The organism is Micromonospora fiedleri, assembly GCF_016774385.1.
Lineage (GTDB): Bacteria > Actinomycetota > Actinomycetes > Mycobacteriales > Micromonosporaceae > Micromonospora > Micromonospora gifhornensis.
The window spans coordinates 26387-51165 of record NZ_JAETXL010000004.1 but is presented as its reverse complement, the minus strand read 5'-3'; the positions used below and the strand labels follow the sequence as shown (position 1 = coordinate 51165).

The 24779-nt window shown below is 70.7% G+C and carries 24 protein-coding genes and 1 tRNA gene; 16 read left to right on the top strand and 9 right to left on the bottom strand.

Features of this window, described 5'->3' with window-relative positions; translation table 11 throughout:
- Positions 1-41: 41 nt before the first annotated feature.
- The 7 genes from tmk (at position 42) to JMF97_RS11140 (ending at position 6267) form a co-directional block, all read left to right on the top strand.
- Positions 42-2135 carry a dTMP kinase gene (gene tmk / locus JMF97_RS11170; RefSeq protein WP_203221956.1) on the top strand — a complete coding sequence of 698 codons (2094 nt, stop codon included), beginning with the start codon at positions 42-44 and terminating at the stop codon, positions 2133-2135.
- Positions 2135-3343: a DNA polymerase III subunit delta' gene (locus tag JMF97_RS11165; protein WP_013731076.1), complete on the top strand. Its 1209-nt coding sequence runs from the start codon at positions 2135-2137 to the stop codon at positions 3341-3343. Before tmk ends, JMF97_RS11165 begins: the two co-directional genes overlap by 1 nt.
- Before the next feature lie 132 nt (positions 3344-3475).
- A complete protein-coding gene (locus tag JMF97_RS11160; RefSeq protein WP_013731077.1) occupies positions 3476-3805 on the top strand; it encodes a YbaB/EbfC family nucleoid-associated protein in 330 nt (109 codons plus the stop codon).
- Position 3806: 1 nt separating this feature from the next.
- Entirely contained in the window at positions 3807-4109 is a 303-nt protein-coding gene (locus JMF97_RS11155; protein ID WP_203221540.1) for a hypothetical protein, read from the top strand.
- Positions 4109-4804: a hypothetical protein gene (locus JMF97_RS11150; protein ID WP_203221539.1), complete on the top strand. Its 696-nt coding sequence runs from the start codon at positions 4109-4111 to the stop codon at positions 4802-4804. Before JMF97_RS11155 ends, JMF97_RS11150 begins: the two co-directional genes overlap by 1 nt.
- A 107-nt stretch (positions 4805-4911) precedes the next feature.
- A complete protein-coding gene (locus JMF97_RS11145) occupies positions 4912-5778 on the top strand; it encodes a PSP1 domain-containing protein (protein WP_203221538.1) in 867 nt (288 codons plus the stop codon).
- A 48-nt stretch (positions 5779-5826) separates the two neighbouring features.
- Positions 5827-6267: an Rv0361 family membrane protein gene (locus JMF97_RS11140; RefSeq protein ID WP_238359225.1), complete on the top strand. Its 441-nt coding sequence runs from the start codon at positions 5827-5829 to the stop codon at positions 6265-6267.
- A gap of 66 nt (positions 6268-6333) precedes the next feature.
- Here JMF97_RS11140 and JMF97_RS11135 read toward each other — a convergent pair whose 3' ends face one another.
- Positions 6334-8154, bottom strand: a complete 1821-nt coding sequence (locus tag JMF97_RS11135; protein WP_238359224.1) for a metallophosphoesterase family protein — start codon at positions 8152-8154, stop codon at positions 6334-6336.
- Between the two features lie 124 nt (positions 8155-8278).
- Here JMF97_RS11135 and JMF97_RS11130 point away from each other — a divergent pair.
- Positions 8279-8355 (top strand) — tRNA-Thr (locus JMF97_RS11130).
- A gap of 186 nt (positions 8356-8541) precedes the next feature.
- On the opposite strand, the gene JMF97_RS11125 is transcribed toward JMF97_RS11130, so the two are convergent.
- Complete coding sequence (locus JMF97_RS11125; protein WP_203221537.1) at positions 8542-9069, bottom strand: hypothetical protein; 528 nt, start codon at positions 9067-9069, stop codon at positions 8542-8544.
- Between the two features lie 197 nt (positions 9070-9266).
- On the opposite strand from JMF97_RS11125, the gene JMF97_RS11120 reads away from it, so the two are divergent.
- Positions 9267-9458, top strand: coding sequence for a hypothetical protein (locus JMF97_RS11120; RefSeq protein ID WP_203221536.1), 192 nt, complete (start codon positions 9267-9269; stop codon positions 9456-9458).
- A 2351-nt stretch (positions 9459-11809) separates the two neighbouring features.
- On the top strand, positions 11810-12382 hold the full coding sequence (locus JMF97_RS11115) for a YxiH-YxzG fusion protein (protein WP_203221535.1): 573 nt from the start codon (positions 11810-11812) through the stop codon (positions 12380-12382).
- A gap of 62 nt (positions 12383-12444) precedes the next feature.
- Here JMF97_RS11115 and JMF97_RS11110 read toward each other — a convergent pair whose 3' ends face one another.
- The 3 genes from JMF97_RS11110 to JMF97_RS11100 form a co-directional block, all read right to left on the bottom strand.
- A complete protein-coding gene (locus JMF97_RS11110) occupies positions 12445-12672 on the bottom strand; it encodes a hypothetical protein (protein WP_203221534.1) in 228 nt (75 codons plus the stop codon).
- Positions 12673-12763: 91 nt separating this feature from the next.
- Positions 12764-13132: an SRPBCC family protein gene (locus tag JMF97_RS11105; RefSeq protein WP_203221533.1), complete on the bottom strand. Its 369-nt coding sequence runs from the start codon at positions 13130-13132 to the stop codon at positions 12764-12766.
- 99 nt (positions 13133-13231) lie between these two features.
- The gene (locus JMF97_RS11100) at positions 13232-13477 is read right to left on the bottom strand and encodes a hypothetical protein (protein WP_203221532.1); all 246 of its coding nucleotides are present in this window, start codon (positions 13475-13477) and stop codon (positions 13232-13234) included.
- A gap of 122 nt (positions 13478-13599) precedes the next feature.
- On the opposite strand from JMF97_RS11100, the gene JMF97_RS11095 reads away from it, so the two are divergent.
- The 5 genes from JMF97_RS11095 to JMF97_RS11075 all read left to right on the top strand — a co-directional run bounded on the left by JMF97_RS11095 (position 13600) and on the right by JMF97_RS11075 (position 18219).
- Entirely contained in the window at positions 13600-14247 is a 648-nt protein-coding gene (locus tag JMF97_RS11095; protein ID WP_203221531.1) for a 2'-5' RNA ligase family protein, read from the top strand.
- A 238-nt stretch (positions 14248-14485) separates the two neighbouring features.
- Positions 14486-15922 carry an MFS transporter gene (locus tag JMF97_RS11090; RefSeq protein WP_203221530.1) on the top strand — a complete coding sequence of 479 codons (1437 nt, stop codon included), beginning with the start codon at positions 14486-14488 and terminating at the stop codon, positions 15920-15922.
- A gap of 165 nt (positions 15923-16087) precedes the next feature.
- Positions 16088-16573 (top strand): DUF2231 domain-containing protein, encoded by a 486-nt coding sequence (locus tag JMF97_RS11085; RefSeq protein WP_203221529.1) that lies wholly within the window; start codon positions 16088-16090, stop codon positions 16571-16573.
- A gap of 14 nt (positions 16574-16587) precedes the next feature.
- Positions 16588-17106: an Hsp20/alpha crystallin family protein gene (locus tag JMF97_RS11080; RefSeq protein ID WP_203221528.1), complete on the top strand. Its 519-nt coding sequence runs from the start codon at positions 16588-16590 to the stop codon at positions 17104-17106.
- Positions 17107-17112: 6 nt separating this feature from the next.
- Positions 17113-18219, top strand: coding sequence for a glycosyltransferase family 9 protein (locus JMF97_RS11075; protein ID WP_203221527.1), 1107 nt, complete (start codon positions 17113-17115; stop codon positions 18217-18219).
- Positions 18220-18264: 45 nt separating this feature from the next.
- Here JMF97_RS11075 and JMF97_RS11070 read toward each other — a convergent pair whose 3' ends face one another.
- On the bottom strand, positions 18265-19134 hold the full coding sequence (locus JMF97_RS11070; RefSeq protein WP_203221526.1) for a glycosyltransferase family 2 protein: 870 nt from the start codon (positions 19132-19134) through the stop codon (positions 18265-18267).
- Positions 19131-21017, bottom strand: a complete 1887-nt coding sequence (gene rfaE2 / locus JMF97_RS11065; protein WP_203221525.1) for a D-glycero-beta-D-manno-heptose 1-phosphate adenylyltransferase — start codon at positions 21015-21017, stop codon at positions 19131-19133. Before rfaE2 ends, JMF97_RS11070 begins: the two co-directional genes overlap by 4 nt.
- 260 nt (positions 21018-21277) lie before the next feature.
- Between rfaE2 and JMF97_RS11060 the strand changes: the two genes are divergently transcribed.
- Positions 21278-22954 (top strand): MDR family MFS transporter, encoded by a 1677-nt coding sequence (locus JMF97_RS11060; RefSeq protein WP_203221524.1) that lies wholly within the window; start codon positions 21278-21280, stop codon positions 22952-22954.
- Positions 22955-22987: 33 nt separating this feature from the next.
- Here JMF97_RS11060 and JMF97_RS11055 read toward each other — a convergent pair whose 3' ends face one another.
- Together JMF97_RS11055 and JMF97_RS11050 are read right to left on the bottom strand one after the other, a co-directional pair.
- Complete coding sequence (locus JMF97_RS11055; RefSeq protein ID WP_203221523.1) at positions 22988-23479, bottom strand: NUDIX domain-containing protein; 492 nt, start codon at positions 23477-23479, stop codon at positions 22988-22990.
- 284 nt (positions 23480-23763) lie between these two features.
- Positions 23764-24774, bottom strand: coding sequence for an NADPH:quinone reductase (locus tag JMF97_RS11050; RefSeq protein ID WP_203221522.1), 1011 nt, complete (start codon positions 24772-24774; stop codon positions 23764-23766).
- Positions 24775-24779: the final 5 nt, after the last annotated feature.

Below are 24779 nucleotides of genomic sequence, written 5' to 3'. Positions count from 1 at the left end.
CCGGCCAGGCCGACCTGACCGGCTACCCCGCCATCCGCTCGGTGCTGCGCATCCGCCCCTTCCGCCGGCTCTGGATCGTGCTCAGCGCGGCCTCCTTCGGTGACTGGCTCGGTCTGCTCGCCACCAGCATCTTCGCCGCCGCCCAGGTGGAGGGCAGCACCGCCAAGGGCGCCGCCTTCGGTGGCGTGATCGCCATCCGGCTGCTGCCCGCGCTGCTGCTCGGGCCGATCGCCGGCGTGTTCGCCGACCGGTTCGACCGGCGCTGGACCATGGTCATCTGCGACCTGCTGCGGTTCGTGCTGTTCGCCTCGATCCCGCTGTACGCGCTGACCGGTGCCAGCGGTGCCCGGGTGGTCAGCTGGGCGGCCATCGCCACCTTCCTGATCGAGACGGTCACGCTGCTCTGGATCCCGGCCAAGGAAGCGGCGGTACCGAACCTCATCCCGCGCGCCCGGCTGGAGACCGCCAACCAGCTCACCCTGATCACCACGTACGGCCTGACGCCGATCTTCGCCGCGATCGTGCTCGCCTCGCTCGACGGCATCGTCCGGGGCGCCACCGGCGGCGAGATGCCGTCCTGGGCCGAGCCGGCCCAACTCGCGCTCTGGTTCAACGCGTTCTCCCGGCTCGCCACCGCCCTGGTCGTCGCCTTCGGCATCAAGGAGATCAGCCAGGGGCAGCGCCAGCGGCAGGAACAGTCCGAGCAGAGCATGCTGCGCCAGTTCAACGAGGGCTGGCGGTACATCGGGAAGACGCCCCTGGTCCGTGGCCTGGTGCTGGGCATCTTCGGTGCCTTCGCCGGCGGCGGCATCGTGATCGGTACGTCCCGGTTCTTCGCCAACTCGCTCGGAGCCGGTGACGCCGCCTTCTCCCTGCTCTTCGGGGCGATCTTCTTCGGCCTGGCGATCGGCATCGGGCTCGGCCCGATGATCGTGCGGGACATGTCCCGGCGTCGCTGGTTCGGCATGAGCATCGTGCTGGCCAGCGCCTCAGTGATGACCCTGGCCTTCGCCATCCACCTGTCCATGGCGCTGGTCGGCGCGGTCCTGGTCGGCGCCGGCGCCGGAATGGCCTTCCTCTCCGGCACCACCCTGCTCGGCGGCGAGGTCGCCGACGAGGTACGCGGCCGGGTCTTCGCGGTGGTGCAGATCGGCACCCGACTGGTGCTGATCCTGGCGATCGCGCTGGGCAGCCTGCTCGCCGGTGTCGGTGGCTCCCGGAAGCTGGAGATCGCCGACCTGGGGATCTCGATCTCCGCCACCCGCCTGCTGCTGCTCGTCGCCGGCGCGGCCGGGATCTTCGCCGGGATCAGCGCATTCGGCCAGATGGACGACAAGAAGGGCGTTCCGGTCCTGGCCGACCTGTGGGGTTCGATCCGGGGTCGTCCGCTGATGCCGGCGGAGCCGTTCGTCTCGGCGGGGCTCTTCGTGGTCTTCGAGGGCGGCGAAGGCGCCGGCAAGTCGACCCAGCTGGCCCAGCTCGCCGAGCGGCTGCGCGCCGAAGGGCGGGACGTGGTGGTCACCCGGGAGCCGGGCGCAACCGGCGTCGGCACCCGCATCCGGTCCCTGGTGTTGGACAACACCACCGACGAGGCACCTTCGCCACGCGCCGAAGCCCTGCTCTACGCCGCCGACCGGGCGCATCACGTGGCCACCGTGGTCCGGCCCGCCCTGTCCCGGGGTGCCGTCGTGATCAGTGACCGGTACGTCGACTCGTCCCTGGCGTACCAGGGTGCCGGGCGTACCCTGCCGGTCGACGAGCTTTCCTGGCTCTCCTCCTGGGCCACCGGTGGGCTCAAGCCCGACCTGGTGGTGCTGCTGGACATCGACCCGCGTGCGGGGCTGTCCCGGGTGGCCGAGCGCAGCCGGGCCGCGGACCGGCTGGAAGCCGAGTCGCTGGCCTTCCACGAGCGGGTCCGGTACGCCTTCCTCGACCTCGCCGCCGCCGACCCGAAGCGCTACCTGGTCCTCGACGCCGGCCACCCGGTCGAGCAGATCGCCGAGCGGGTCGCCGACCGGGTGACGGAGCTGCTCGCCCCCGGCGGTGCCGACCACCCGGGACCGGCGAGTGGCCCGGACACCTCGGTGCAGCCTGAGTTATCCCCAACGGAGCTGGTGACGACGGAGCGGACTTGATGCCGGACGCCTTCGCCGACCTGGTCGGGCAGGACGAGGCGGTGGACACGCTACGCCGGGCTGCGGCCGCCGCAGCCGCCGTGCTGCGTACGCCGCAGGAAGCGGTGAGCGGAGCCGACCCGGGTGCCGGGATGACGCACGCCTGGATCTTCACCGGGCCACCCGGCTCGGGGCGGTCGGTGGCGGCGCGGGCCTTCGCCGCCGCGTTACAGTGTGAGCACGGCACCGGATGCGGGCAGTGCCCCGGCTGTCACACCACCCTGGCCGGCACCCACGCCGACGTACGGCTCGTGGTTCCCGACGGGCTCTCCATCGGGGTCAACGAGATGCGGGCGCTGGTGCTGCGGGCGGCCAGCACACCGTCCGGCGGCCGGTGGCAGGTCGTGATCATCGAGGATGCCGACCGGTTGACCGAGGCGGCCGGTAACGCACTGCTCAAGGCGGTCGAGGAACCGCCACCCCGAACGGTCTTCCTGCTCTGCACGCCCTCCACCCACCCGGACGACATCTCGGTGACGATCCGGTCGCGCTGTCGGGTCGTACCTCTGGTGCAGCCGGCGGCGGACGCGGTGGCCGAGGTGCTGGTCCGGCGGGACGGGATCGCGCCCGACGTGGCCCGGTGGGCGGCGGCGGCCACGCAGGGTCACGTCGGACGGGCCCGGCGGCTGGCCGGCGACCCCCAGGCCCGGGCCCGGCGCGAGGCGGTGCTCGCCGTACCGCGCCGGCTGACCAGCGTGGGTGCCGCCTTCGACGCGGCCTCCGCGCTGATCGAGGCGGCCGAGGCCGAAGCCGAGGCGGCGGTCGTGGAGATCGACGCGGCGGAACGCGCGGCGCTGGAGACGGCGCTCGGCGCGGGCGGTACCGGTCGAGGCGCGGCAAGCGCCGCCCGGGGATCCGCCGGCCAACTCAAGGACCTGGAGCGGCGGCAGAAGTCCCGAGCCACCCGGGCCCAGCGGGACGCGCTGGACCGGGCGCTTGTCGACCTGGCCGCCTTCTACCGGGACGCGCTGACCATGGCGATGGGCGCACCGGTGCCGCCGGTGCACACCGACACCGCCGAACTGGCTGACGCCGGCGCGCGCAGCTGGCAGGCGGAAGGGGCGCTGCGGCGACTGGAAGCCGTACTGGCCTGCCGCACCGCCATCGAGGCGAACGTCAAGCCCCGGATCGCCGTCGAAGCCATGATGCTCGCCCTCTGGAAGGGTTGACCGCGGCAGGTCTTGTCGGCCAGACCGTTATCCACAGGCATCGACACGCGCAATTCACGTGCGGTACGGTCCGGTGTGCCGTGGTGACGGCGGCGGCACGCAGAGTGAGGGCAGCCGGGGAGGAGTCCGCTGATGCCGCGGGGCGAGATCGACGAGGCATGGATCGAGGAGGCGGTCCGGCGTTACCGCCGGATCGAGTCGCTCCAGGCCGAGTTCGACCAGGCCGTGGCGACGGTCGAGGTCACCGTCCGGTCGCCGGACGGCCTGGTGGAGGTGGTCGTCACCGCCAGCGGCCGGATCACCGACGTGCGCTTCCTCGGCCCGCTGCACAACCGTGCGCCGCGTGACGTGGCAGGCTCGGTGCGGGCTGCGGTCACCGCCGCAGCAGACGCCGCCCAGTGGGCCCGGGAGAAGCTGCACAACGAGACCTTCACCGCCTACCGGCCACTGACGGGGGCCTGAGATGGATCTGCGTACCCTGGCCACCCGGCTCGACGACGCGAGCGCCACCCTCACCGCGCTCTCCCGTTCGGTCACCGCCAGTGATCCCGCCCAGGGGGCCTTCGGGGCCGACGCCCCGGGCCGGCCAGGCGAGATCGGCCGGGCACTGCTGCGGCAGTGGACGACGGCCACTGGCGACCGGGCCCGGGAGGCGTACGCTGCCGCCGGTCATCTGGCGGCCACCGCGGACGCCCTACGCCGGGCCGCGGACCAGTACGCCGACACCGACGTCGCGGTGAGCCGCCGGCTGGCCGGAGAGCCCTGATGGACACCCTGGACCGGCTCGCCGAACCGGGCCTCGACCTGTTGCGCCGGGTCGACACCCTGCTCGCCGCAGGCGCGCCCGAGGGGCACCGGGTCTGGCCGCTGCTGCGGCGGATGCAGGTGCTGCCGGGCGAGGCGCTGCGACACTTCCTCGACCTGCGTCCCGGGCCGTTGGCCGCTGCCGGGCAGGCGGTGCGCCGGCACGTCCACGGGTACGACCGGGCGTGCGCCGCGCTGACCGACCCGCTGCTCTGGTCCGGGCCGGCCGCGGCGGCGTACGGCGAGACCCGAGCGGTGCTGCTGCGCCACCTCGACGAAGGGCCCGAAAGCCTGGTGGGGAGGCTGGAGGCGACCGCTGGTTACGCCGAGGCGCTCGCCGACTGGGTGGAGGGCAGCCGGTTGGCCGTCGCCCGTGCCCTCGCCGAGGTGATCGGCTCGGCCGAGGCGGTAACTGTCGTCACGGCCACCTCGGTCACCCGGGTGGTGAGCCACTCCGGGCCGTCGTCGCCGGGTGCCGTCGCCGGCGCCGAGATCGCCGCCCGCCTGCTGGCGGTGCTCTGCGTGGCGTACGACGGGGCGGAGACCCTGGTACGACAGTGGGGGCCGAGCATGGCCGAGTCCGTGCTGCGCCCGCCGGCCGCCCAGACCCGCCCCGGCTTCCACGACGGCCCCCGCACGATCCGTGCCAGTTGGTAGGCGGGGCTCGCACCCACCGGGGTCGGCCAGCCATGGACGGTCGTACCGAGTGGTCGATCGCGACGCCGAACCGGCGCGGTCCCGCCGAAGCGTCGTAGGGTGATGACATGGGGATGCTCTGTGCGGTCAGCTTCCAGCGCTACGGGCGCCTCTACTACCTCGATCCGGGCGAGTTGCGCCCCCAGGTGGGCGACAAGGTGTTGGTGCCCACCGACGACGGACCCGAGGTGGCGGAGTGCGTGTGGGCGGCGCAGTGGGTCACCGAGGACACCGACGGGTTCCCCAAGCTCGCCGGGCTGGCGCAGGATGAGGACCTGCGCCGCGACGAGGACCTGCGCCGCCGCAAGGCCGCCGCGAAGGTGGCGGCGAAGCGGCTGATCCGCGAGCACGGCCTGCCGATGAAGGTGGTGGCGGTCGACCACGTGCTCAGCCGGGGCGACGACGGCGGCGAGCGGAGCACCATCTACTTCACTGCCCCGCACCGGGTCGACTTCCGCTCACTCGTACGCGACCTCGGCGCGACCCTGCACTGCCGGGTGGAACTGCGGCAACTCTCCGCGCGGGACTCGGCACGGGTGCAGGGCGGCATCGGCTCCTGCGGGCGTGACCTGTGCTGCGCCACCTTCCTGAACGACTTCGAGCCGGTGACCATCCGGATGGCCAAGGAACAGGACCTGCCCCTCAATCCGCTGCGCATCTCCGGCGCCTGCGGTCGACTGATGTGCTGCCTCAAGTACGAGCACCCGCTGTACGCCTCAAGCGGCACGTACCCCGCGAGCGGGCAGCGTGTCGAGACCCCCGCCGGCCTGGGCAAAGTCGTGTCCCGGCATCCGCCGAGCGAGACCGTCACCGTCCGGCAGCTCAGTGACGGTTCGGTCAACCGCTGCTCGCTGGCCGATGTCTGTCGCCCCCGTATCGCATACGACGAAAGGCCCCCCTCCGCAGAGCCGGGTCTGTCGCCGCAAGGGGAGTGACCGGGCCGCTGCGATCTTGGGCTTGTCCGGGCTTCCTACCCTGCCCGCATGGCATATCAGCCGGCCATGGTGCCGCCGAAGAAGTCCAAGCGGGTTCTGTTCATCGTGTTGGGTGTGGTGCTCGCACTCTGTTGCTCCGGTGGGGCGGTCGGCGCCTTCCTGATCTACCGGGTGGCGATGGACGCCACCGGACCGGTCCGCTCCACAGTGAACACATTCGCGGGCGCGCTTGTGGAAGGCGACTATCCGACCGCCTATCAGCAACTCTGCACCCGGATCCGGGATCGGGTCAGCGAGGCGGACTTCACGCGGCAGCAGGAAACCCAGCCGGACCTGACCGGACACAAGATCGTCGGGCTGAGCCTCTCCAACCAGAACGGTCACGTCAGCGGCACTGCGACCGTCCGCTACACCCCGAGCGAGGGCGGCACCACCAACCGGGTCTACCCGCTGATCAAGGAGGAGGGCAACTGGCGGATCTGCGAGTGAGCCGCAGGCCGGCAGGCCCCGGGCCGGCACCGCAGGTGTCGGCCCGAGGTTGCCAGGGTGCAGTGGTCAGGTGAGGGAGACGGGCGGTTCGGCCAGGCGCGGAGTCAGGGGCGTCGCAGGGGTCAGCCAGGAGGCTTCCGGGGTGTGGTCGGGATTGACCTGCCACCGGCGGGCCACCCGGTCGACGACGACGGGATAGAGCGTGAGGGTGCCGTCCGGGTCGATGCGCATCCGGACGAAGCCCTTGGCGTCCTCGATGCCCTGACCGGCGAACAGTTCGTTGACGTTCACCCCGAACGCGCTGGCGATCAGCAGGTACCCGGCCACCAGTTGACTGGCCACCAGACCGATCACCGGCAGGTAGAGCACAGCCGCCGCAGCCGCCGGCAGCGGCCAGGACCAGTTGTGGAAGGGCAGGGCCAACCAGACCCAGGTGCCGGCCGCGCCCAGCCCGACGTGGGCCAGACCGTGTATGACGCCGAGAACCCAATGTCGCACGTTGCGTTTTCCGGTGGTGCTGGGCGGCTTGGCGAACAGGGCCGCCGCGAGCACGGTCACCAGCACCATCAACACCAGCGGAACGCTGAACAGACGCTGCTCGGACGCCTCGATCCGGAAGTCGGCCACCCCGGCGATGGAGAGCATCAACAGGGTGTGCAGGACGCCGAGCAGGGTGGCGAACCCCGGGTTGCGGCGGGGCAGCCGGCCGAAGATCCCCCAGCCGTACCGGCGGGAGCGGGCCGCGTCGGGGTAGCGGGCGGCCAGCGCGTACGACCGGGACGGGCTGGACCGTCGGGCCAGGGTGTCGCGCGGCGGCACCTCGATCTGCTCGGGCAGCTTGTGCGTGGGGTAGAGGTACGCGCCCCCGCTGCCGCAGGTGACCAGCTGGCGGTCGTCCGGGCCGGTGTACCGGGCGTAATGGTGCAGGTCACCGGAGATCAACACCCGGACCCGGGCCCCGGTGGGCGCGATGATGGTCCGGATGAAGTAGTCGATCGAGTCGTACGCCGAAGGGTCGTCCACCGCCTTGACCCAGGCGGGTGCCGGCACCGCCAGGATCACCTTGCTCTGCGGCCCCAGCTTTGCGGCCACCGTGTCGAAGTAGGTCAACTGCGGGTCGTCGACGTACGAGCCGGACTGGTCGTCGAGGCCGAGCAGCCACCAGTCGGCGGGCAGTTCGGCGGCGAAGTACGAGCGGGACTGCCCGGTACGCCAACCACCGAAGTGCCGGTCCCGAGAACGCACGAACAGCCGCAGGAACGCGGTCAGCCCGTCGTACCAGTCATGGTTGCCGGGGACCGCGAAGACCGTGGGCTGCTCCGGCGGGGTGGCCGGCAGCGCGGCCTGGTACGGCCCCTTGCACCGGTCCTCGTACGCCTCGTAGGCGGCCGACGGGTATACCTGGTCGCCGCCCATCACCAGGGTCTGCGCCCGCGGCAGCCGATGCCCGTCCACCACCAACTCCGGCTGGGCGAGCAGGTAGGCGACCGAGTACGTGGCGTTGAACCCGTCACCCAGGTCGGCGACATAATCCAGCCACAGCCCGCCGTCCGGCCCGACCTGCTTGGCGATCTCCGAGTCGAGGGCCTTCTGCAACTCCCGCTTGTCCAGGTACGCCCCGAACAACATCGCCAGCAGCGTACGCAGACCGGTGCTGATCAGCAGGAGCGGCGCGAGCCACGGCACCGGCTTGCGCGGCGTGAACCCCAACTCCAGCGGGTCGGTGCTACGCGGCCGCCGCGCCGCCCGCCCACCGGCCGCCTCCTCGGCGTACGGACCCAGCGGCGCGGCACGCCCGGTGGCTCCGGCTGCGTCGGCCGGAGGTTGAGGGGTAGCGCCCGGCGGGCTGTCGACCGGTTCGTCGCGGGGGATGTGATCGTCGGCCATCCATCGCAGCGTAGCGGGCGAGGATTCGAACCTGCCGAGCCGCAAGGGCCGCGCTGTCCGGTATGCCGACTCGGGTACTCCCGCTCCGCTGGGCGTCGGGCGTGCCGTACACTAGGCGATCGTTGCCGCCTTAGCTCAGTCGGCTAGAGCGACGCACTCGTAATGCGTAGGTCGACGGTTCGATTCCGTCAGGCGGCTCCATAGAAAGGCCCAGGTCACCGGCTTGATCGCCGATCATGACCTGGGCCTTTCGCCTACCGTCGCGAGGCCGAGCAGCCAAGCGAGCAGCCAACGCACCGACAACGGCCTGTGGTCCCGGCCGGCAGCCGGCGTGGGATCCGAAACTGATCGGCGACAGATCTCCGTCGACTGATGTGTGCGATAGACCTAGCGGAAAGCGGTGACCCAGAACAGAACGGCGGCGAGGGCGAGCAGTTCACAGACACCCACCGCGAGCAGAGGCATCGCCGCCGACGGCAGCCGGGCCGACGAGGAGTAGCGGGGTCGTTCCCAGCTGTCGTGTGCCGGGCCGCCACTGATCGTTCCGCCCAGAATCAACGCGAGAATGGCGGCGGTAGTGCCCACGTGGAGCGGCACGAAGTCGGGGTAGCTGCCGTGGAGCCTGCCAACTCCCGCGTACACGATCGTGAAGCCGACGGCGGCCAAGCCGGCACACGCGATCATCGCGTACCGGGCTGTGGCACCCGTGACGGAGATCAGAATGATCAGGCCGGCGAGCAGGAGCGGCCCACCCACGACGGCCCAGCCGGCGAAGGCAAGGCCGACCGCTGAACAGGCCGACTCGGTACACAACAGATCGAGCAGCGCGGTCAGCATCTCGCCGCTGCGGAACACACTCGTGATCACGGCGGCGATGAGAACCGCCGAGACGACGATGACCCCCGCCGCACTCATCTGAGACCCCTTGCCCCCGGACAACCGTGGCCTCCCTGCGGTCGACACGTCGCCGATCGTAGGGCCAGCCCGCTCATCGCCTGGGTCCTGGCCGGCGGCAAGGCGCCCCGGCCGCCCACGGCACCGGGCGGTGAGCCACCGACAGCCGCCGGGACACCGTCCTCACGCCGATGGCGGAAGAGACTTACGGTCGCAGCATGGACGACCCGATCGAGCTGCGACTCGACCTCGCCACCGCCGAAGACCTTCGTAATGCTCTTTACGGCCTGGGCGAGCATCAGGCCGCAGCCAGGCCGATCCCCTCCATGGGCACCGAGACCAGCAGACGGCTCGGCGTCCTCCTGCGAGACCTGGACATCCGGTTGGGCGGCACCGGCAGATTCGCATAGCCCACTCGCCAGCGAGCAGTACGGAACCCGGCACCTCGACCGCCATCGGGGTCGGGGCTTTCCGGCTGCAGCGCCAGTCCAACTCGAGGACTGGCTTGCCACCGGTGTCACCGGGTCAAGGAACAACTCCACCGCCAGGACGTGCCCCCTCCAACAGCCGCCAGCTCCGATCGAGATCTCCGAGCACCGACCCCGGAAAAGGCCATCACGACGGTGCAGCCCGCCCGGTTCGCGGCAAGCCGACTGAGCCCCGCTCAGGGCGTCGCTAGGGTTTGATCACGGCTCTGAGCTGAGTGGGCGACGGACGAGTCGACCTGTACGACGGATACTGTCCGCACCGCGCCCGAGCGACTATCGGTTAAGGAGCACGCGGGTCTCTCTTGGTACGACATGAACTGAGGTGCCATGAGCATTATGGACTACTGGTATCTGGATGACAGTTGTTGGCACAAGCAGAGTGGGCGGCATCCGGAACGTGCTTTGTGCGACCGATCTTGGCAGAAGGTCTCGCGGGTTTGTGGCAGCCCACCTCCGGGTGGTGAGGTGTGCGAGGTATGCAGGCGATCTCGGCCGACGGTCAGTGCGCCTGCGCCCGCGCGGTCGCAAGGCAAGCCTCCGAGGCAATCCAAGGCACTGCGCAGAAAGATGGCGGAACTTAGAGCCCGCGGGGTCAGGGAAGACCTGCTGGAGCCCCTGGCATCAGATGAGTTGGCGCGTGAGGTTCGTCGGAGTCGCTCCGTGACAACGGTCAGCGGCGGACTTCCTACGTTGGGGAAGCACCGCTGAACACCGACCTCGTTTCGAGCCTCGACCGACCGCGCGGCCGGTAGTTCGCATCGAAATGACAGTTAAGGCATGGACGTCCCAACCGTCTGCATTCTCGGCGCACCTGGGCGAGGCGGTCGACGTGGTCCAAGGCGTATGCCAGCGGCTGGAGGCTGAGCGGCCCGGCGGTTAGTTAAAGGCGTGGAGGCATGGGCGGATGAGGCCGAGGCTACGGAAGCTGCATATCGACGGCAGGGGGTTCACCTGGAAGGCAGACATTCTGGCCGCACGTGGACCTGACGGTTATCGTCATCGCTGCATTCGGGTGCGCGTGTGGGGAGCCGGAAGGAACGGCCGCGCCTTACAGGCCGATCTGATCGAGGTTCCCTGCCCGGCGCCTGGCGAGGAATCGCATTCGTACCCGACGGCTGATGAGGTTCGTGCGCTCGCCAGACACGGGATGCTCACTGGTTGGTTGCCTGAAGTGGGTGGCGGTACGTTCCGAATCACGTCAGGGGCTGAACTTGCGTTGCCCGGATTTGCCATCACTGATCTTCTGTGGGCCGCAGAGCAGTCACGCTCCCAGGCCGGTGCACGCTGACCCATCCTGCACCAGGGACGGTCCGCATCCAGTCCGCAAGAGGTCCACGGACAGCGGAGGCGGTGAGAGAATTGACGTGAGGTGCGTGAGCCGTGAAATGAATGGAAAGGTCAGTGTATTCCAGCGTGGCGATGGAAGGATTTATGTGGCCAGCTATTCTCGTGTCGCTCAGGGGCCGACGGTCCTAAACGGATGGTGCGATGCGGTCTCCGCTGACGTGTCTGACAACCACCTTGGCGCGCTCGTTCAAGAAGGGCTCCGAATCGGTCAGGAGTCAGGGCGGGACATTTCGCCGGAGAATGGGGAGGAACACTTGCGGGGGCTCCTGAAGCTGGCGAGAGTTAGGTCCTTTGCAGCGTTCGCGCGGGGTAGCCGGGCGGTGGGCGTCAGGCATGACGATTCCGGTGCCTACTTCGTCTTCTACACGGAGAACAGTGGTGTTCGCGCGGGATTTTCGTACACGGGAAACAAGACCGTTGTGCCGTCAGAATCCAGCGCTGACGAGATAGGTAGGGCTGTTCGAACCGGGCTGGCATCCTCTTCCATAGTTCAGGCTGCTCGCCCGCGCCCGCCGGCGCGGGGCCGCGGCGAATGAACGACAGCGGCGACGCGTGCCCGCGGAGCCCTGGTTATCGTCTGACGATGGCGATCTTCGCAGGGCACAGTGGTCCGCCGCTGGTCCGGTTACGTGCGCATGGGCGGCTGGCGTCCCCGGTCGCTGACGACGTGTTGGTGACCGCATCGGTTGGCCCGTCCGGCGAGGCGATCTCGCTGTGGGCTGACCCCGCCGGCCGGAAGGCGTTGCTGACCGGGGCAGGCTTGGCCGAGTCCTGCGCCCGGCAGCCCGTCTCCGTCCGGGTGGTCGTCCAAGAGGGGGAGTACGACGACGGTCACCACCATCGCCGCTCTGGACCTCCCGTTCTGCAAGCTCCAGCCGCTACCGGACAGACGGATTGTGGGGGTGGCGGGCAGGGGTGGCAAGGCCGTGGTCTTCGACGCCGACGGCACGCCTGTGCTTCAGGGCGATGTCGGCGACGGCATCGAACATGCGCTGAGCACGCCGACAGGGCAGCTGTGGATCGGGTACTTCGATGAAGGCGTCTACGGCGGCGGCTCCCCGCACGGCATCGTCCGCTTCACCGCCGGCCTTGAGCCCGATTGGAGTTACCCCTTCGGGGTTGAGTTCGGCCCGATCGACGACTGCTACAGCCTGAACGTCACGGGGGAGACCGCCTGGGCCTGCTACTACAGCAGCTTCCCGATCGTGTGGATATCCGACGGGACGGTGACCGGATGGCACAACAAGATCAGGGGAGCGAAGGCGCTTATCGCCCACGACGACGCCTGCGCCTTGTTCGGCGGCTACCGCGGCGAGCGCAGCCGAATAGTGACCGGCCGTCTCGCTGAGACCCAGTACGAGCCGGTCAGCGAAGGATTGCTTGTCCTACCCGACGATCGGCCCCTTCCCGACCGGGTCCAAATGGTCCGACGAGGCCCGGAGTTGCACGTCTTCGCCAACACGGAGTGGTACCGGATCAGCCTCGACGACCTGCCCTAGCCGCCCAGGCGCGCGGATACCTGACCAGTCATCCGTGATCTTCTTCCACCTCAAGCCGTAGCTCAGTCGAGTAGTCCCGGAACCCGCTCCTGAAGCTCGGCCAGCACCCGTGACAGCCCGGCGTTCAGGTCGTCGCCGTCCCACCGCACGAGTTCCCCGCCGAGCGGACTGCCTGACACCAGCACCGTCCAGCGGCCCCGTTCGCGTTCGCCGTCCATCTTGACCATGGCGACCAGGCCGTGATCGCCGAGCTGGATCAGCAATTCCGCAAGGCACTCATCCCACCCCATGGTCGGCTATTGGATCAGAAGGGCTGCGGGGCGAGCGGTCCGCGTAGGCCGACGGTTCGATCCCGCCCGACCGCAAGGCGCGGCGCGTTTCTCAGTCGGCGAGGCTGCAGGCGAGGAAGTGGTTCCTCCGTGCGATCAGCCGCTGGAGGTACGGGCGCAGGATCACCGCCGCGACCAGGGAGCCGGCCGGGCCGCCAGGGGCGGTGAAGTCGATGACATCACGCATCACCGTGGTGGCCGGATCGTCCGGGGCAGGGGTGAGGATGTGTTCGTGACGCCAGTGGCGAAACGGTCCGCTGACCTGCTCGTCAACGAATCGGTGCGGTGACTCGTACTCGGTGATCTGCACGGTCATCCGCCACCGGACACCGAAGTGTCGTGCCTGCCAGGTCACCGTCTGGCCGGGGCCAAGGCATCCGCTGGTGACTCCAGCGACGGCCCGCTCGCCGCTGGCGCCCATGGACAGGGTGCACCGACATCGAGACAGGCCGCGAACACGGAGGCCGGGCTGGCGGGGACCACCGTGATCAGCTCGATACGAGGCACGCCAGGAGCGTAATCAGCGGCGGCTCGTTCGGCCTGTGGCAAAGGTGGATGGGCCAGCCGGGAGAGCCCAGGCGGGGCCGGACTTGTAGCTTGGCGGAATCGAGCCGATGCTGTTGCCGTGGGTGCAGCCAGGAAACCGCGACCGGTCCACCGTGAGCAGGCTGACCGTCTCACCCTTGTCGATCGATGGCACTATTTCGTCCTGGATAAACCGATCCTGGTTCAACCCGGCGAAACCATCTGGGTCGAGAACGGTCACCTTCTGCTGCGGAGGACCAACGGGGTAGTTGATTCCTACCCGGGCTTCATGAACCGCTGACCACCGGCTCATGAGGGAAATGCCCAGCAGCCGAAGACGCCGACAGCCATCCGGGGAGCAGAATGTCCGACCTGGTCGAGCACGCCGACACCATGCAGGACCACTGGTGGTGGCGGCCGGGGTGGCGAGTTGGCCGCCACTTCCACGCCTGCCACTTCACCATCAGTCCGCAGACCGAACTGGTGCAGCTGGTGCAGCTCTACCAGCAAGCATTGCGACCGTTTTCCGGCCTCGACCTCATCCCGACACCCTGGTTGCACCTGACCATGCAAGGCTTCGGCTTCCTGGACGTGCTGACTGACGACCAGGTCGCTGATCTGGAGCATGCCATTCGGCATCGGCTTGCCCGCGTGCCGGCACCGATCGTCACGTTTCACCGACCTGTGGTGCGCCGGGAAGCCATATACCTGCCAGCGACGCCAGCTGAGCCCATCGCCTGCGTGCGTCACCAGGTCAGGGCCGCCATCGCAGAAGTCCTCGGGCAGGACCATGTCGAGTTGGCACCCGAGCAGGCTGGGGCGTTCCGACCGCATGTGAGCGTTGCCTATTCGAACTCGACGCAAGCCGCAGGGCCGATCGTCGACGCGGTGACCGAGGTGGACGCGCCAGCGGTCACGGTGATCCTCGATCACGTCGGCCTGATCGAGTTCCACCGCGACAACCGCATGTACGAGTGGACCCGCGACGTGCAGGTCCCCATCGGTCACTGAGGTCTGCCTGCTCGGACGGACGGGGACCGGCCGAGTTGGACCCGGCTCGCGGACGGCCGCTAAACCCGGCCCGGCCAGTGGCAGCGCCCTGCGGCGCGTTTCGGACGGTACGAACCTGGACATCATCACCGGGGACCGTATGGGCGTCGATGCGTCTCGTCGCCGCCACCCATGTGCTCCGCAACGGGTTGCCGTACCGGCGGGCCGAGCACCGCCACTGATCCGGGAGGGCGGGCAGGTGAACGTCGCTGGTGGCAACCGGGCAGCGCTGGTGCTCGCGCTGGTGTGCAGCGTGCAGTTCGTGGACGTGCTCGGCGTGACCGTGCTGGTGGTGGCGCTGCCGACCGTGCGGCGTGACCTCGGGGTGGATCCGGCGACGCTGTCCTGGATCGCCGGGGCGTACCCGTTGTTCTTCGGTGGTCTGCTCATCGTCGGTGGGCGGGTGGTCGACACGTTCGGGCGGCGGCGGGTGTTCCTGGCCGGCACGCTGGTGGTGACCGCGGCGTCGGTGGTGTGCGCGCTCGCGCAGCACGGCGTGACGCTGCTGGTAGGCCGGGCGGTGCAGGGGATCGGCGCGGCGGTGGCGGTGCCGGCGGCGTTGGCGGTGCTGCTGGCCGCCTTCCCCGCCGGCCCGCGCCGCACCCGCGCGCTCGGCGTGTGGACGCTGTGCGGCGCGTTGGGTGGTGCCGGCGGGTTCGTGCTCAGTGGGCTTGTCACCCAGGCGGTGGGCTGGCGGTGGCTCTTCGTCGCGCTGGTGCCGGTCGGTGTCGCGGTGGTGATCCTGGCACGTCGGGTGATCGAGGCGGGACGGGGCACGACCGCCCGCCCGGATGTCCTCGGCGCGATCCTGGTGACCGGCGCGGCAGTGATGCTGATCCTCGGGTTCACCCGAGCCGGCGAGTACGGCTTCGGCAACTGGAGCGCCTGGCTGCCGCTGTTGCTGTCGGCGGTCTGCACGGCCGCGTTCCTCGCCGTGCAACGGTCGGTGGCCGATCCGCTGGTGCCGCCCTGGGTGTGGACGGTGCCGTCGCTGGTGCTGGGTGCCCTGGTGGCGTTGGTGCTGACCTTCACCACCAGCGGCGCCAGCGTGGTGGGCACCCTCTTCCTGCAGCAGGTGCTCGACCTGTCCGCCGCGGTGAGCGGCGCGGTGTTCCTGGTCTTCAGCGCGGCGGTCGCCGCCGGCTCGGCCGGCGCATCCGGGGTGGTCCGCCGGATGAGGCGGGTGCCGGCGATGGTGGCCGGGCTGGTGGTGGTCGCGGGCGCGATGTCGGTGAGCGCGATCGCGGTCGACCGGCGGTCGCTGGTGCTGTTCGTGGTCAGTCTGTTCGTCTCCGGGGCCGGTCTGGGCGTGGCGTCGGTCGCGTCGACCGCACACGGCACCAGCACCACGGCCGACGACAACGCCGGCCTGTTCGGCGGCATCCTGAACGCCGCCGCGCAGATCGGCACCGCGGTGGGCATCGCCGTGCTGCTGGCCGGGGTCTCGATCGGCGCCGGACCGGCACCCGGTACGCCGGACGCGAACGCGCGAGGTCACCTGGTGGCCTATCTCGCCGCCGGGCTGTTCGCCCTGCTCACCGCGGCACTCGTCGCGCTGCTCGCGCGACGGTGGTCGGACGGGCCGGCCGTCCGGCCGGCGTCGCCCGCCCGACCGGAACACGCCCCGGCACCCTGACAATCGCCGGCACCGTCACTGTGCGCTACCGGGGACGTTGACCATGTCGGCGGCTGCCACGGTCGGTGCATCGTGCCTGTCGTCAGGTTTGTCCCATGGTGACCGGGGTACCGCCCACGGATGCGGCGACGGTACGCCGACGAGTGAAAGCAGTGGAGGACGGAGATGGAGAGTCGACTCAAGGTGCTGGGTCACCCCGTCCATCCCATGCTGGTGATGTTCCCGGCGGCGCTGCTCATCACGGCGGTGCTGTTCGACATCATCGACACCGTCGGTGGGCCGGACTTCCTCGGCGAGGTGGCGTACTGGAACATCACCGTCGGGCTGATCGGTGGCCTGCTGGCCGCGGCGGCGGGACTGTTCGACCTGCTGGCCATCCCGGTCGGTACGCGGGCGAAGCGAGTGGCGCTCACCCACGCCGCCGCCAACGTGGCGGTGATCCTGCTCTTTGCCGCGGTCTGGGTGGTACGCCTCAACGCCGACTCACGGGCCGCCGGTGGCGCACTGATCGCCATCGAGGTGGTGGCGCTCGGCATCCTCAGTGTCAGCGCCTGGCTCGGCGGGGAACTGGTCGACCGGCTCGGCGTCGGCGTCGACCGCGACGCCCACCTGGACGCGCCGAGTTCCCTGCGTACATCTGGCAGCCAGTGAAGGGGAGATCAGCGATGACCGGACCAGGGCGTGGTTGGCGTGCAGGCCAGCAGGGCTGGGACCCGCTGGGCGAGTTGCAGTCCCTGCGTACCGAGCTGAGGCGGTTGGTCGGTGGTCGGCCGGGCCCGCCCGAGGTGGAGCTGGGGGAGACCGCCGACGGCTGGGAGGTGATCGTCCGGCTGCCCGGTGTCGCGCCCGAGGAGGTCGCGGTGGAGGTGGACGACCGGGAGCTGTGCGTACGCGCCCGGACCGAGGCCGAGGTCAACGCCGACCACGGGATCTCCGGTGGCTTCGAGACCCGGGGCTTCGACTACCGGGTGCAGTTGCCGGCACGGGTGGACCCGGATGCGATCGACGCGGTGATGGATCACGGCCTGCTCCGGGTGCGGTTGCCGCGACCGAACCGCCCCACGCCCCGCACCATCACCATCGGCCGGGGCGGGCCGTACAGCGGCACGTCGAGCGGCATCGACCCGGCCGCCGACCGGGAACTGCACCATCCGGACGTCGCCTCCGGCGAAGCCGACCGGTAGCCGAGGATGAGCGCCCCGGCCCTGGTCACGTCGGCCGCCGGGCTGGTACCGGACGTGACCCGGATCGCCGTGCTGCGCGCCAACGCGCTCGGCGACTTCATCTTCGTCCTGCCGGCGCTGGACGCGCTGCGGTCGGCGTACCCGCAGGCGGAGATCGTGTTGCTCGGTGCGCCGTGGCACGCGCAGCTGTGGCGCGACCGCCCCGGCCCGGTGGATCGGGTGCTTGTGGTGCCGCCCGCGCCGGGCATCCGCACGGCGGGCCCCGGTGAGGCCGAGGCCAGCATGGTCGACTTCCTGGCCGCCGCCCGCACCGAGCGTTTCGACCTGGCGCTGCAACTGCACGGTGGCGGCGCCAACTCCAACCCGCTGGTGGCCGCGCTCGGTGCCCGGGTCAGCGCCGGTCTGCGGGCCGAGGACGCCCCTCCGCTGGACCGCTGGCTTCGCTACGTCTACTACCAGCCCGAGGTGATCCGCTACCTGGAGGCGGTGGCGCTTGTCGGTGCCCCGGCGACCACGATCACCCCGACGTTGACGGTCACCGAAGCGGACCGGGCCGAGGCCCGGTCCGTGCTCGGCGCGGCGGAACGGCCCCGGGTGGTGTTGCATCCGGGGGCCACCGACACCCGCCGCCGCTGGCCCGCCGAGCGGTTCGCCGAGGTGGCCCGGACGCTGCACGCGGACGGGTACGAGGTGCTGGTCACCGGCACCCCCGCCGAGCAGGACGTGGTCGACCAGGTGGTCGCGGCGGCCCGGGTGCCGGTCCGGCCGCAGGTCGGCACGCTGAGCCTGGGTGGATTGGCCGGCTGCTACGCCGACTGCGAGCTGGTGGTCTCCAACGACACCGGCCCGCTGCACCTGGCCGCCGCCGTGGGCACCCCGACGGTCGGCATCTTCTGGGTCGGGAACCTGATCACCACGGCCACCCCGCTGCGTGCCCGGCACCGGCCGATCACCTCGTGGACGGTGCACTGCCCGGTCTGCGGGGTGGACTGCACCCCGGGCATCTACCCGCATCGCCCGGGCGACGGTGAGTGCCCGCACCGGGACTCGTTCGTCATCGACGTGCCCGTGGCCGAGGTGCTGGAAGCCGCCCGCGAGCTGCTGTTCCGGTAAGGAAGGGCACCTTCTTAACGTCTGCGGTAGAGCAGGGGTCCCTTGTTAACAACCAAGGTCGTCGGCGAGGACGACCTCCCACGCCTCCACGTCCCGGTCGGTCACCGTGGTCGGTGACTCCAGGTGGTAGGCGCCGCTGGGCAGGACGCCGGCGCCGCCGTGGCGCGCCAGCACGGCGAGTTGGGCGGCGACGTCCTCGCCCTGGTGGCGCGGCGGCACCCGACGCCAGAAATCGAAACCGCCGGAGTCGACGAGCTTCGCCCGGTCGTACAGCACGCAGCCGCCGATCCAGGAGATCCGGTACGCCCGCCAACTGCCCTCAGGCAGCGCCAGCGCCTCGGTCACGTGCAGCAGGTTCGCCGCCGAGTGGATCTGCGCCCGGTCCCACTCGGGGGTGTCCGGCCCGATGCGCTCGGGCACCGGTCGGCCGCGCCACTCCTGGTAGTGCCGGTGGGTCTGCGGCCGTACGTCGTGCAGATAGGACAGTCCATGCACCGCGTTCCCGACGAACCCGCAGCCCAGCTCCTCGATCGCGGTCACCAGTCGGCGCAACGTGCCCGGTTCCAGCCAGACGTCGTCGTCGAGGCAGAGCACGTACCGGGCGGCGGAGGCGGCGAGCAGCGAAGCACGGTGTTCGGCCAGGCCACGGCGGGGCAGCCGGCGGGTCAGCAGCACCGGGTGCCCCCGGTGGCGCAGCGCCCGGACCATAGTGGCCGCCGCCGGGTGGGCGTACCCGGGCTCGTGGTCGGACTGGTCGCTGACCACTACACCGAACCCCGGCACCCCCTCCTGGGCGGCGAGCCCGGAGAGGGTGACGGCCAGTTCGGCGGGCCGGTCGCGGGTCGGGATCAGCACGTCCAGCAGCCGTTCGGCGCGGAAGTCGGCGTGCGTACCGGTGTCGAGCGGTCGGTTCACGGTGCCTGACCGGTCATCGGCGGCGCGGTCGACCCGGTCATGTCGTCCGCCCGGTCGGGCAGCGTCACCCCGAGTGCCCGGTCGGCGTCGAGGACCTGATCAACGTCGGGGTCGGGCCGCGCCGGTGGGCCGCCGGCCACCACCTCCGGCGAGCCTTCCTGACCGTACGCCCGGATTCGCTCGATGATCGCGGAGGTGGACCGGTCCGGTACGTAGCCGAGGGTGCGTACCTGCCCGCCGAGCCGCTGCACCAGCGGCGCCTCCGGCACCATCTCGGGCGGATAGTCGCCACCCTTGACGTAGACGTCCGGCCGGATCGCCTCGATCAGCGCGGTCGGCGAGTCCTCCTCGAAGACCACCACGTGGTCCACGCAGGACAACGCGGCGAGCAGCGCGGTCCGGTCCTCGACCGGGTTGACCGGGCGGTCGGGCCCCTTCAGCCGCCGGACGCTGCCGTCGGAGTTGACCGCCACCACCAGCAGGTCACCGAGCGCCCGCGCCTGCTCCAGATACCGCACGTGGCCCCGGTGCAGCACGTCGAAGCAGCCGTTGGTGAAGACCACCGACCGGCCGGCGCGACGATGCTCGGCGACGAGGGTGTCCAGCCCTTCGGTGCCGACCAGCACCTGCCGGTCGTTTCCGCCCAGCACCGGCTGCCCGAGCGCGGTCAGCAGATCCTCGCGGCGGCACACGCAGGTGCCGGTGCCGGTGACGGTGCTGGTGGCGGCGAGCTGCGCCAGGTGGGCCGCGGTGGACAGCGGGGCGTCGGCGGCCAGCGCGAGCGTCATGGCCGCCAGGTACGCGTCCCCGGCACCGACCGCGTGACTGGCCGGTACGGGCGTGCTGTGGCTGCGACTGGGCTGCCCGTCCGCGCCGCCGACCACCGCCCCGTCGGTGTCCAGCGTCACCGCGACCACGTCCGCGCCGGTGTGTGCCCGCAGCTCGGCCAGCCGGGACTCGGCCAGCACCGCCCGGTCCACACCGGCCCCCGCGTCGGCGTTCACGGTCACCCCGGTGCCGGTGACGCTGAGCCCGTCATGGGTCATCGCCACCCGGTCCTCGCCCGGCGTCGGCTCCCCGGTCGGCCCGCCGGTACGCTGCCCCGCCCCGCCCGGCGCGGCACCGACGGTCAGCTCGGACGGGCCGTCGCCCGCGTCGACCTCGGGATGCTCCAGTTGCAGTTCACCGCCGCCGCGCCCGGCACGGGCGAGCAGGCGGGTGGCCTCCGCGAAGCTCGGGGTCACCACGGTCGGGGCGAGGCCGCGCCAGTCGGCGAGGTCGTGCGCGTCGAGGGCGACTGTGGCGTACCGGTCCCGTTGGGCGACCAGCCAGGCGCGGACCCGGGCCGGCAGTGCGCCCAGACCGTAGTCGCAGATCACCAGGGTCGGCGCCACGCCGTCGGCCGCGGCCTGCAACTCCCGGGTGGCGCAGTCCAGGGCGGTGAGCAGCCGGTCCACCCCGTCCTCGCTGAGCGGGTCGTCGGGGTCGCCGGAGTCCTCCCGCAGCAGGATCTGGTCACCGGCGAGCATCCGGCGCTTGACCGGGGTGTGCCGGCCCGGCTGGCTGACCGTACGGTCCCAGACGCCGGCCCGATCCAGGCAGTCGTGCAGTTCATCGCCGGCCACGTCCGCGCCGACGGGTGCCACCAGCACCGACCGGCCGCCCAGCGCGGCGATGTTGACTGCCGTGTTGGCCGCCCCACCCGCTGCGGAGATCCGGCGGCGCAGGGTGAGGACGGGGGCCGGGGCTTCCCGGCACAGCCGGTCCGAGTCGGCGAACCGCCACTCGTCGAGCATGGCGTCGCCGAGTACCAGGACGGGGCGTCCGAGCCAGCTCTGCACGACCTCTGCGAGCCGGAGCTGTTCCGCTGCTGCTCGTGCCATGCCGGCGGATCCCCCCGCCCGACGGGGTCAAACCTGCCGCGCGGACCAGGAGCGGATGCGGCGTGCCCCACCACGGGCGCGCGTTGCGTTCTGCGCCAAGATCGTCGAGGAGTTCGCCGAGGGCCGGCACTGAGCCGACAGCCGACGCCGAAGCGGTGGTGGTCCGTCCGGGCTGTCACCGCTTCGGCGTGCATGCGTCGGGTCCGCCATCGCGTTCGAGACGTGCGGCATGTTTTCGGTGACCGGGGAAAGCAGGCGTAATGACCACGGAGGGCCGTTCCGAGCCGGTACTGAAGAAGGGGCAGCTTCGCCTGCTGATGTTCGGCCTGATGACCGGCATGCTGCTCGCCGCACTCGATCAGACGATCGTCGGGACCGCCCTGCCGACAATCGTCGGTGAGCTGGGCGGCATCAGCCACTACTCGTGGGTGGTGACCGCGTACCTGCTCGCCTCGACGGCGTCGACGCCGCTGTACGGCAAGATGGCCGACCTGTACGGCCGCCGGCCGGTGTTCCTCTTCTCCATCGGGACCTTCCTGCTCGGCTCGCTGCTGGCCGGGCTGTCCCAGGACATGACCCAGTTGATCGTCACCCGCGGGGTGCAGGGCATCGGCGCGGGTGGCCTGATCACGCTGGCCTTCACCATCATCTCGGACGTGGTCTCGCCCCGCGAGCGCGGCCGGTACCAGGGTGTCTTCGGCGCCGTCTTCGGCATCTCCTCGGTGGCCGGTCCGCTGGTCGGTGGCTATTTCGCGGAGACGAACTGGCGTTGGATCTTCTACGTCAACGTGCCGCTGGCGATCCTCGCCATCCTGGTCTGTTCCCGGGTGCTGCGGCTGGTGCCGTTCACCCGGCGCAACCACGCGATCGACTGGCTGGGCGCGATGCTGCTGGTCGCCGGGGTGAGCTGCCTGCTGCTCGCGCTGAGCTGGGGTGGCGAGACCTACCCGTGGGGTTCCGCACTGATCATCGGGTTGTTCGTCGCCGGGGCGGTGCTGGGGCTGCTCTTCGTGCTCCAGGAGGCCCGGGTCGCCGAGCCGATCCTGCCGTTGCGGTTGTTCCGCAGCGCCACCTTCGCCCTGGCCAACGGTGCCGGGTTCGTCATCGGCCTGGTGATGTTCGGGTCGATCATCTTCATCCCGCTGTACCTTCAGATCGTCAAGGGCGCCTCGCCGACCCGCAGCGGTCTGCTGATGCTGCCGATGATGGCGGGTGTCATCGTCACGTCGGTGCTCACCGGCCGGGCCATGAGCCGGCTCGGGCGGTACAAGTGGTTCCCGGTGGCCGGTGCGGCGTTGCTGCTGGTCGGGATGCTGCTGTTCACCCGGCTGCGGGTGGAGACCTCGCTCTGGGTGGCGTTCGGCTTCATGGTGGTGATCGGCGTGGGGCTGGGGCTCTGCATGCAGTCGCTGGTCCTGGCCGTGCAGAACGCCGTCTCCATGCGGGACCTGGGCGCGGGCACCTCCTCGGCGACGTTCTTCCGGTCGCTCGGTGGCTCCTTCGGGGTGGCCATCCTCGGCGCGGTGCTCTCCTGGCGACTCACTGCCGAGTTGGCCGACCGGCTGCCCGGCGCGATCGCCCAGTTGACGCCCGAGGAGCAGGCCGCGGCCGGGGCCACCGGCGGCGCGGGCGTCTCGATCAACGATCCGGCGGCCATCCTGGCGCTACCCGCCCCGGTGCGGGCGGCCGTCCAGGCGGCGTTCGTCGAGTCGCTGCACCTGGTGTTCCTGACCACCGGGCTGATCGCGATCGTGGCGCTGCTGGTCACCCTGGCGCTGCCCAACGAGCAGCTGCGGGGTGCCGGCCCGCAGGGCGCCACCGGCGGGACGGACGGGCTCGGTGGGGAAGGTCCGGCACCGGGTGGCAAGCCGCTCGACAAGGGGTCCAAATCGGAGGCCGCCGCCGACATGGAGGCGAAGTCCCAGACGATGCTCTGACCGGTTACCGCATCCGGTCCCGGGCGGCGTGTGTCACTTGAGGATCAGGCGGTTGGTCTGCTCGAAGACGTCCAGGTCGGCGAGGGTCTCCGCGACGCTGCCGGAGAGCGGATGCGGCATCGCCCTGCGGTGAAAGAAACCCGCGTCGGTGGTCTCGTCGGTGATCCGGGCGAGCTGGCCGTCCCACTCCTCGACCCGGAAGGCCGTGGTGAAGACCTGGTACGTGTGGCCGTACATGTTGGTGTGGGTGCGGTCCGCGCCGGTGTAGAGGGCGAAGGCGCTGACCCGCAGGGCGCGTAGGCCGGTCTCCTCGCGGACCTCCCGTACGGCGCAGTCGGCGATCGACTCGCCCAGTTCCATCGCCCCGGCCGGCAGCGCCCACTGCCCGTTGTCCGACCGGCGGATCAGCAGGACCCGCGCCGAGCTGTCGCGAACCACGGCACGGGCGCCCACGAACATCAGGGTCCGGTCGCCGGCGAGAGCGCGCAGCTGTCCGACGTACGAATCAGCCCAGGAAATGCTCACTCGGCCGAATGTACGCAGGGATGCCGGGGGTGTCCGGGAGACCGGCTTGTTACCCACTCGTAGGGGCGATGTGCGGGAACTGGCACCGCCGTAACACTTCTCGGCGCATCATCGCCGTTAGGGATAGCGGGCTCGCGTAGACCTCTACTCCCGGAGGGCGGCCCCGGCGTTCGCACCGCGCCGGGGCCGCCCGTTTTTGCGGGGGTTACCCGCAACGACAGTATTGCGAGAGTTGTTCGCATCTGTCCTGCTGATGGGGAAATCCGCCCAGAACGCGCCCGGCGCTAGTCGGCGGCGCTGATCAACACCTTGCCCACGACCGCGTCCTCCACCGCCTGATGCGCGGCGGCGGCCGCCGACAGGGGATAGCGGTGCAGCGGCAGCCCCGCCTCCTCGCCCACCCGGATGCCGCCCTGCGCGGCAGCCGCCGCGACGTCCATCACCGCCTGCGCCTTCGCCGCCTTCGGCAGCGTGTAGACAAGCACGAACTGCCAGCGCGCGTTCGGTGCCATCAGCGGCCTGATCGGCAGGGTCACCTCGTCGCCGCCGTCGTCGGCGTAGACACAGACCACCCCGCCCGGATGCAGCAGTTGGACGTCGGTGGCGGCGTTACGGGCGGCGGCGACCTCGACGATCCCGTGCACCCCGTCGGGCGCGACCTTGCGGACCTCGGCCACCACGTCCTGCTCCCGATAGTTGATCACGAAGGAGGCGCCGGCCGCCGCCGCCAACTGCGCCTTCTCGGCGCTGCTCACGGTGGCGATGACGCAGGCGTCCGCCCAGGCCGCCAGTTGGATCGCCGCGTTGCCGACCGCGCCCGCACCGCCCTGGACCAGCACCGCGTGGTCGCTCAGCGCGCCGGGGCGCAGGCCGTCCGGCAGGTACTCCCCGGCCGTCAGGCAGCGGTGTGCGGTCAGGAACGGGATGCCCAGGCTGGCTCCCAGCTCGAAGGAGCCGTCGCCGAGGCGTACCACCTGGCGGACCGGGACCACGGTGTACTCGGCGGCGGTGCCCCAGGGCCGCTGCCAGGCGGCCTCCCAGATCCACACCCGCTCGCCGATCAGATCCTGGGCGACGCCCTCGCCGACCGCCTCGATGATCCCGGCGCCGTCCTGACCGGGCGTCTGCCAACCGGCCGGCAGCGGGAACTGCCGGCGGGCCTTCCAGTCCGTCGGGTTCACCCCGGAGAACATGATCCGCACCAGCACCTCGCCCGCACCGGGCTCCGGCAACGGCCGGTCGACCAGTTGCAGCACCGAGGGATCGCCGGTGCGCTCGTACACGATGGCCTTCATCGCCG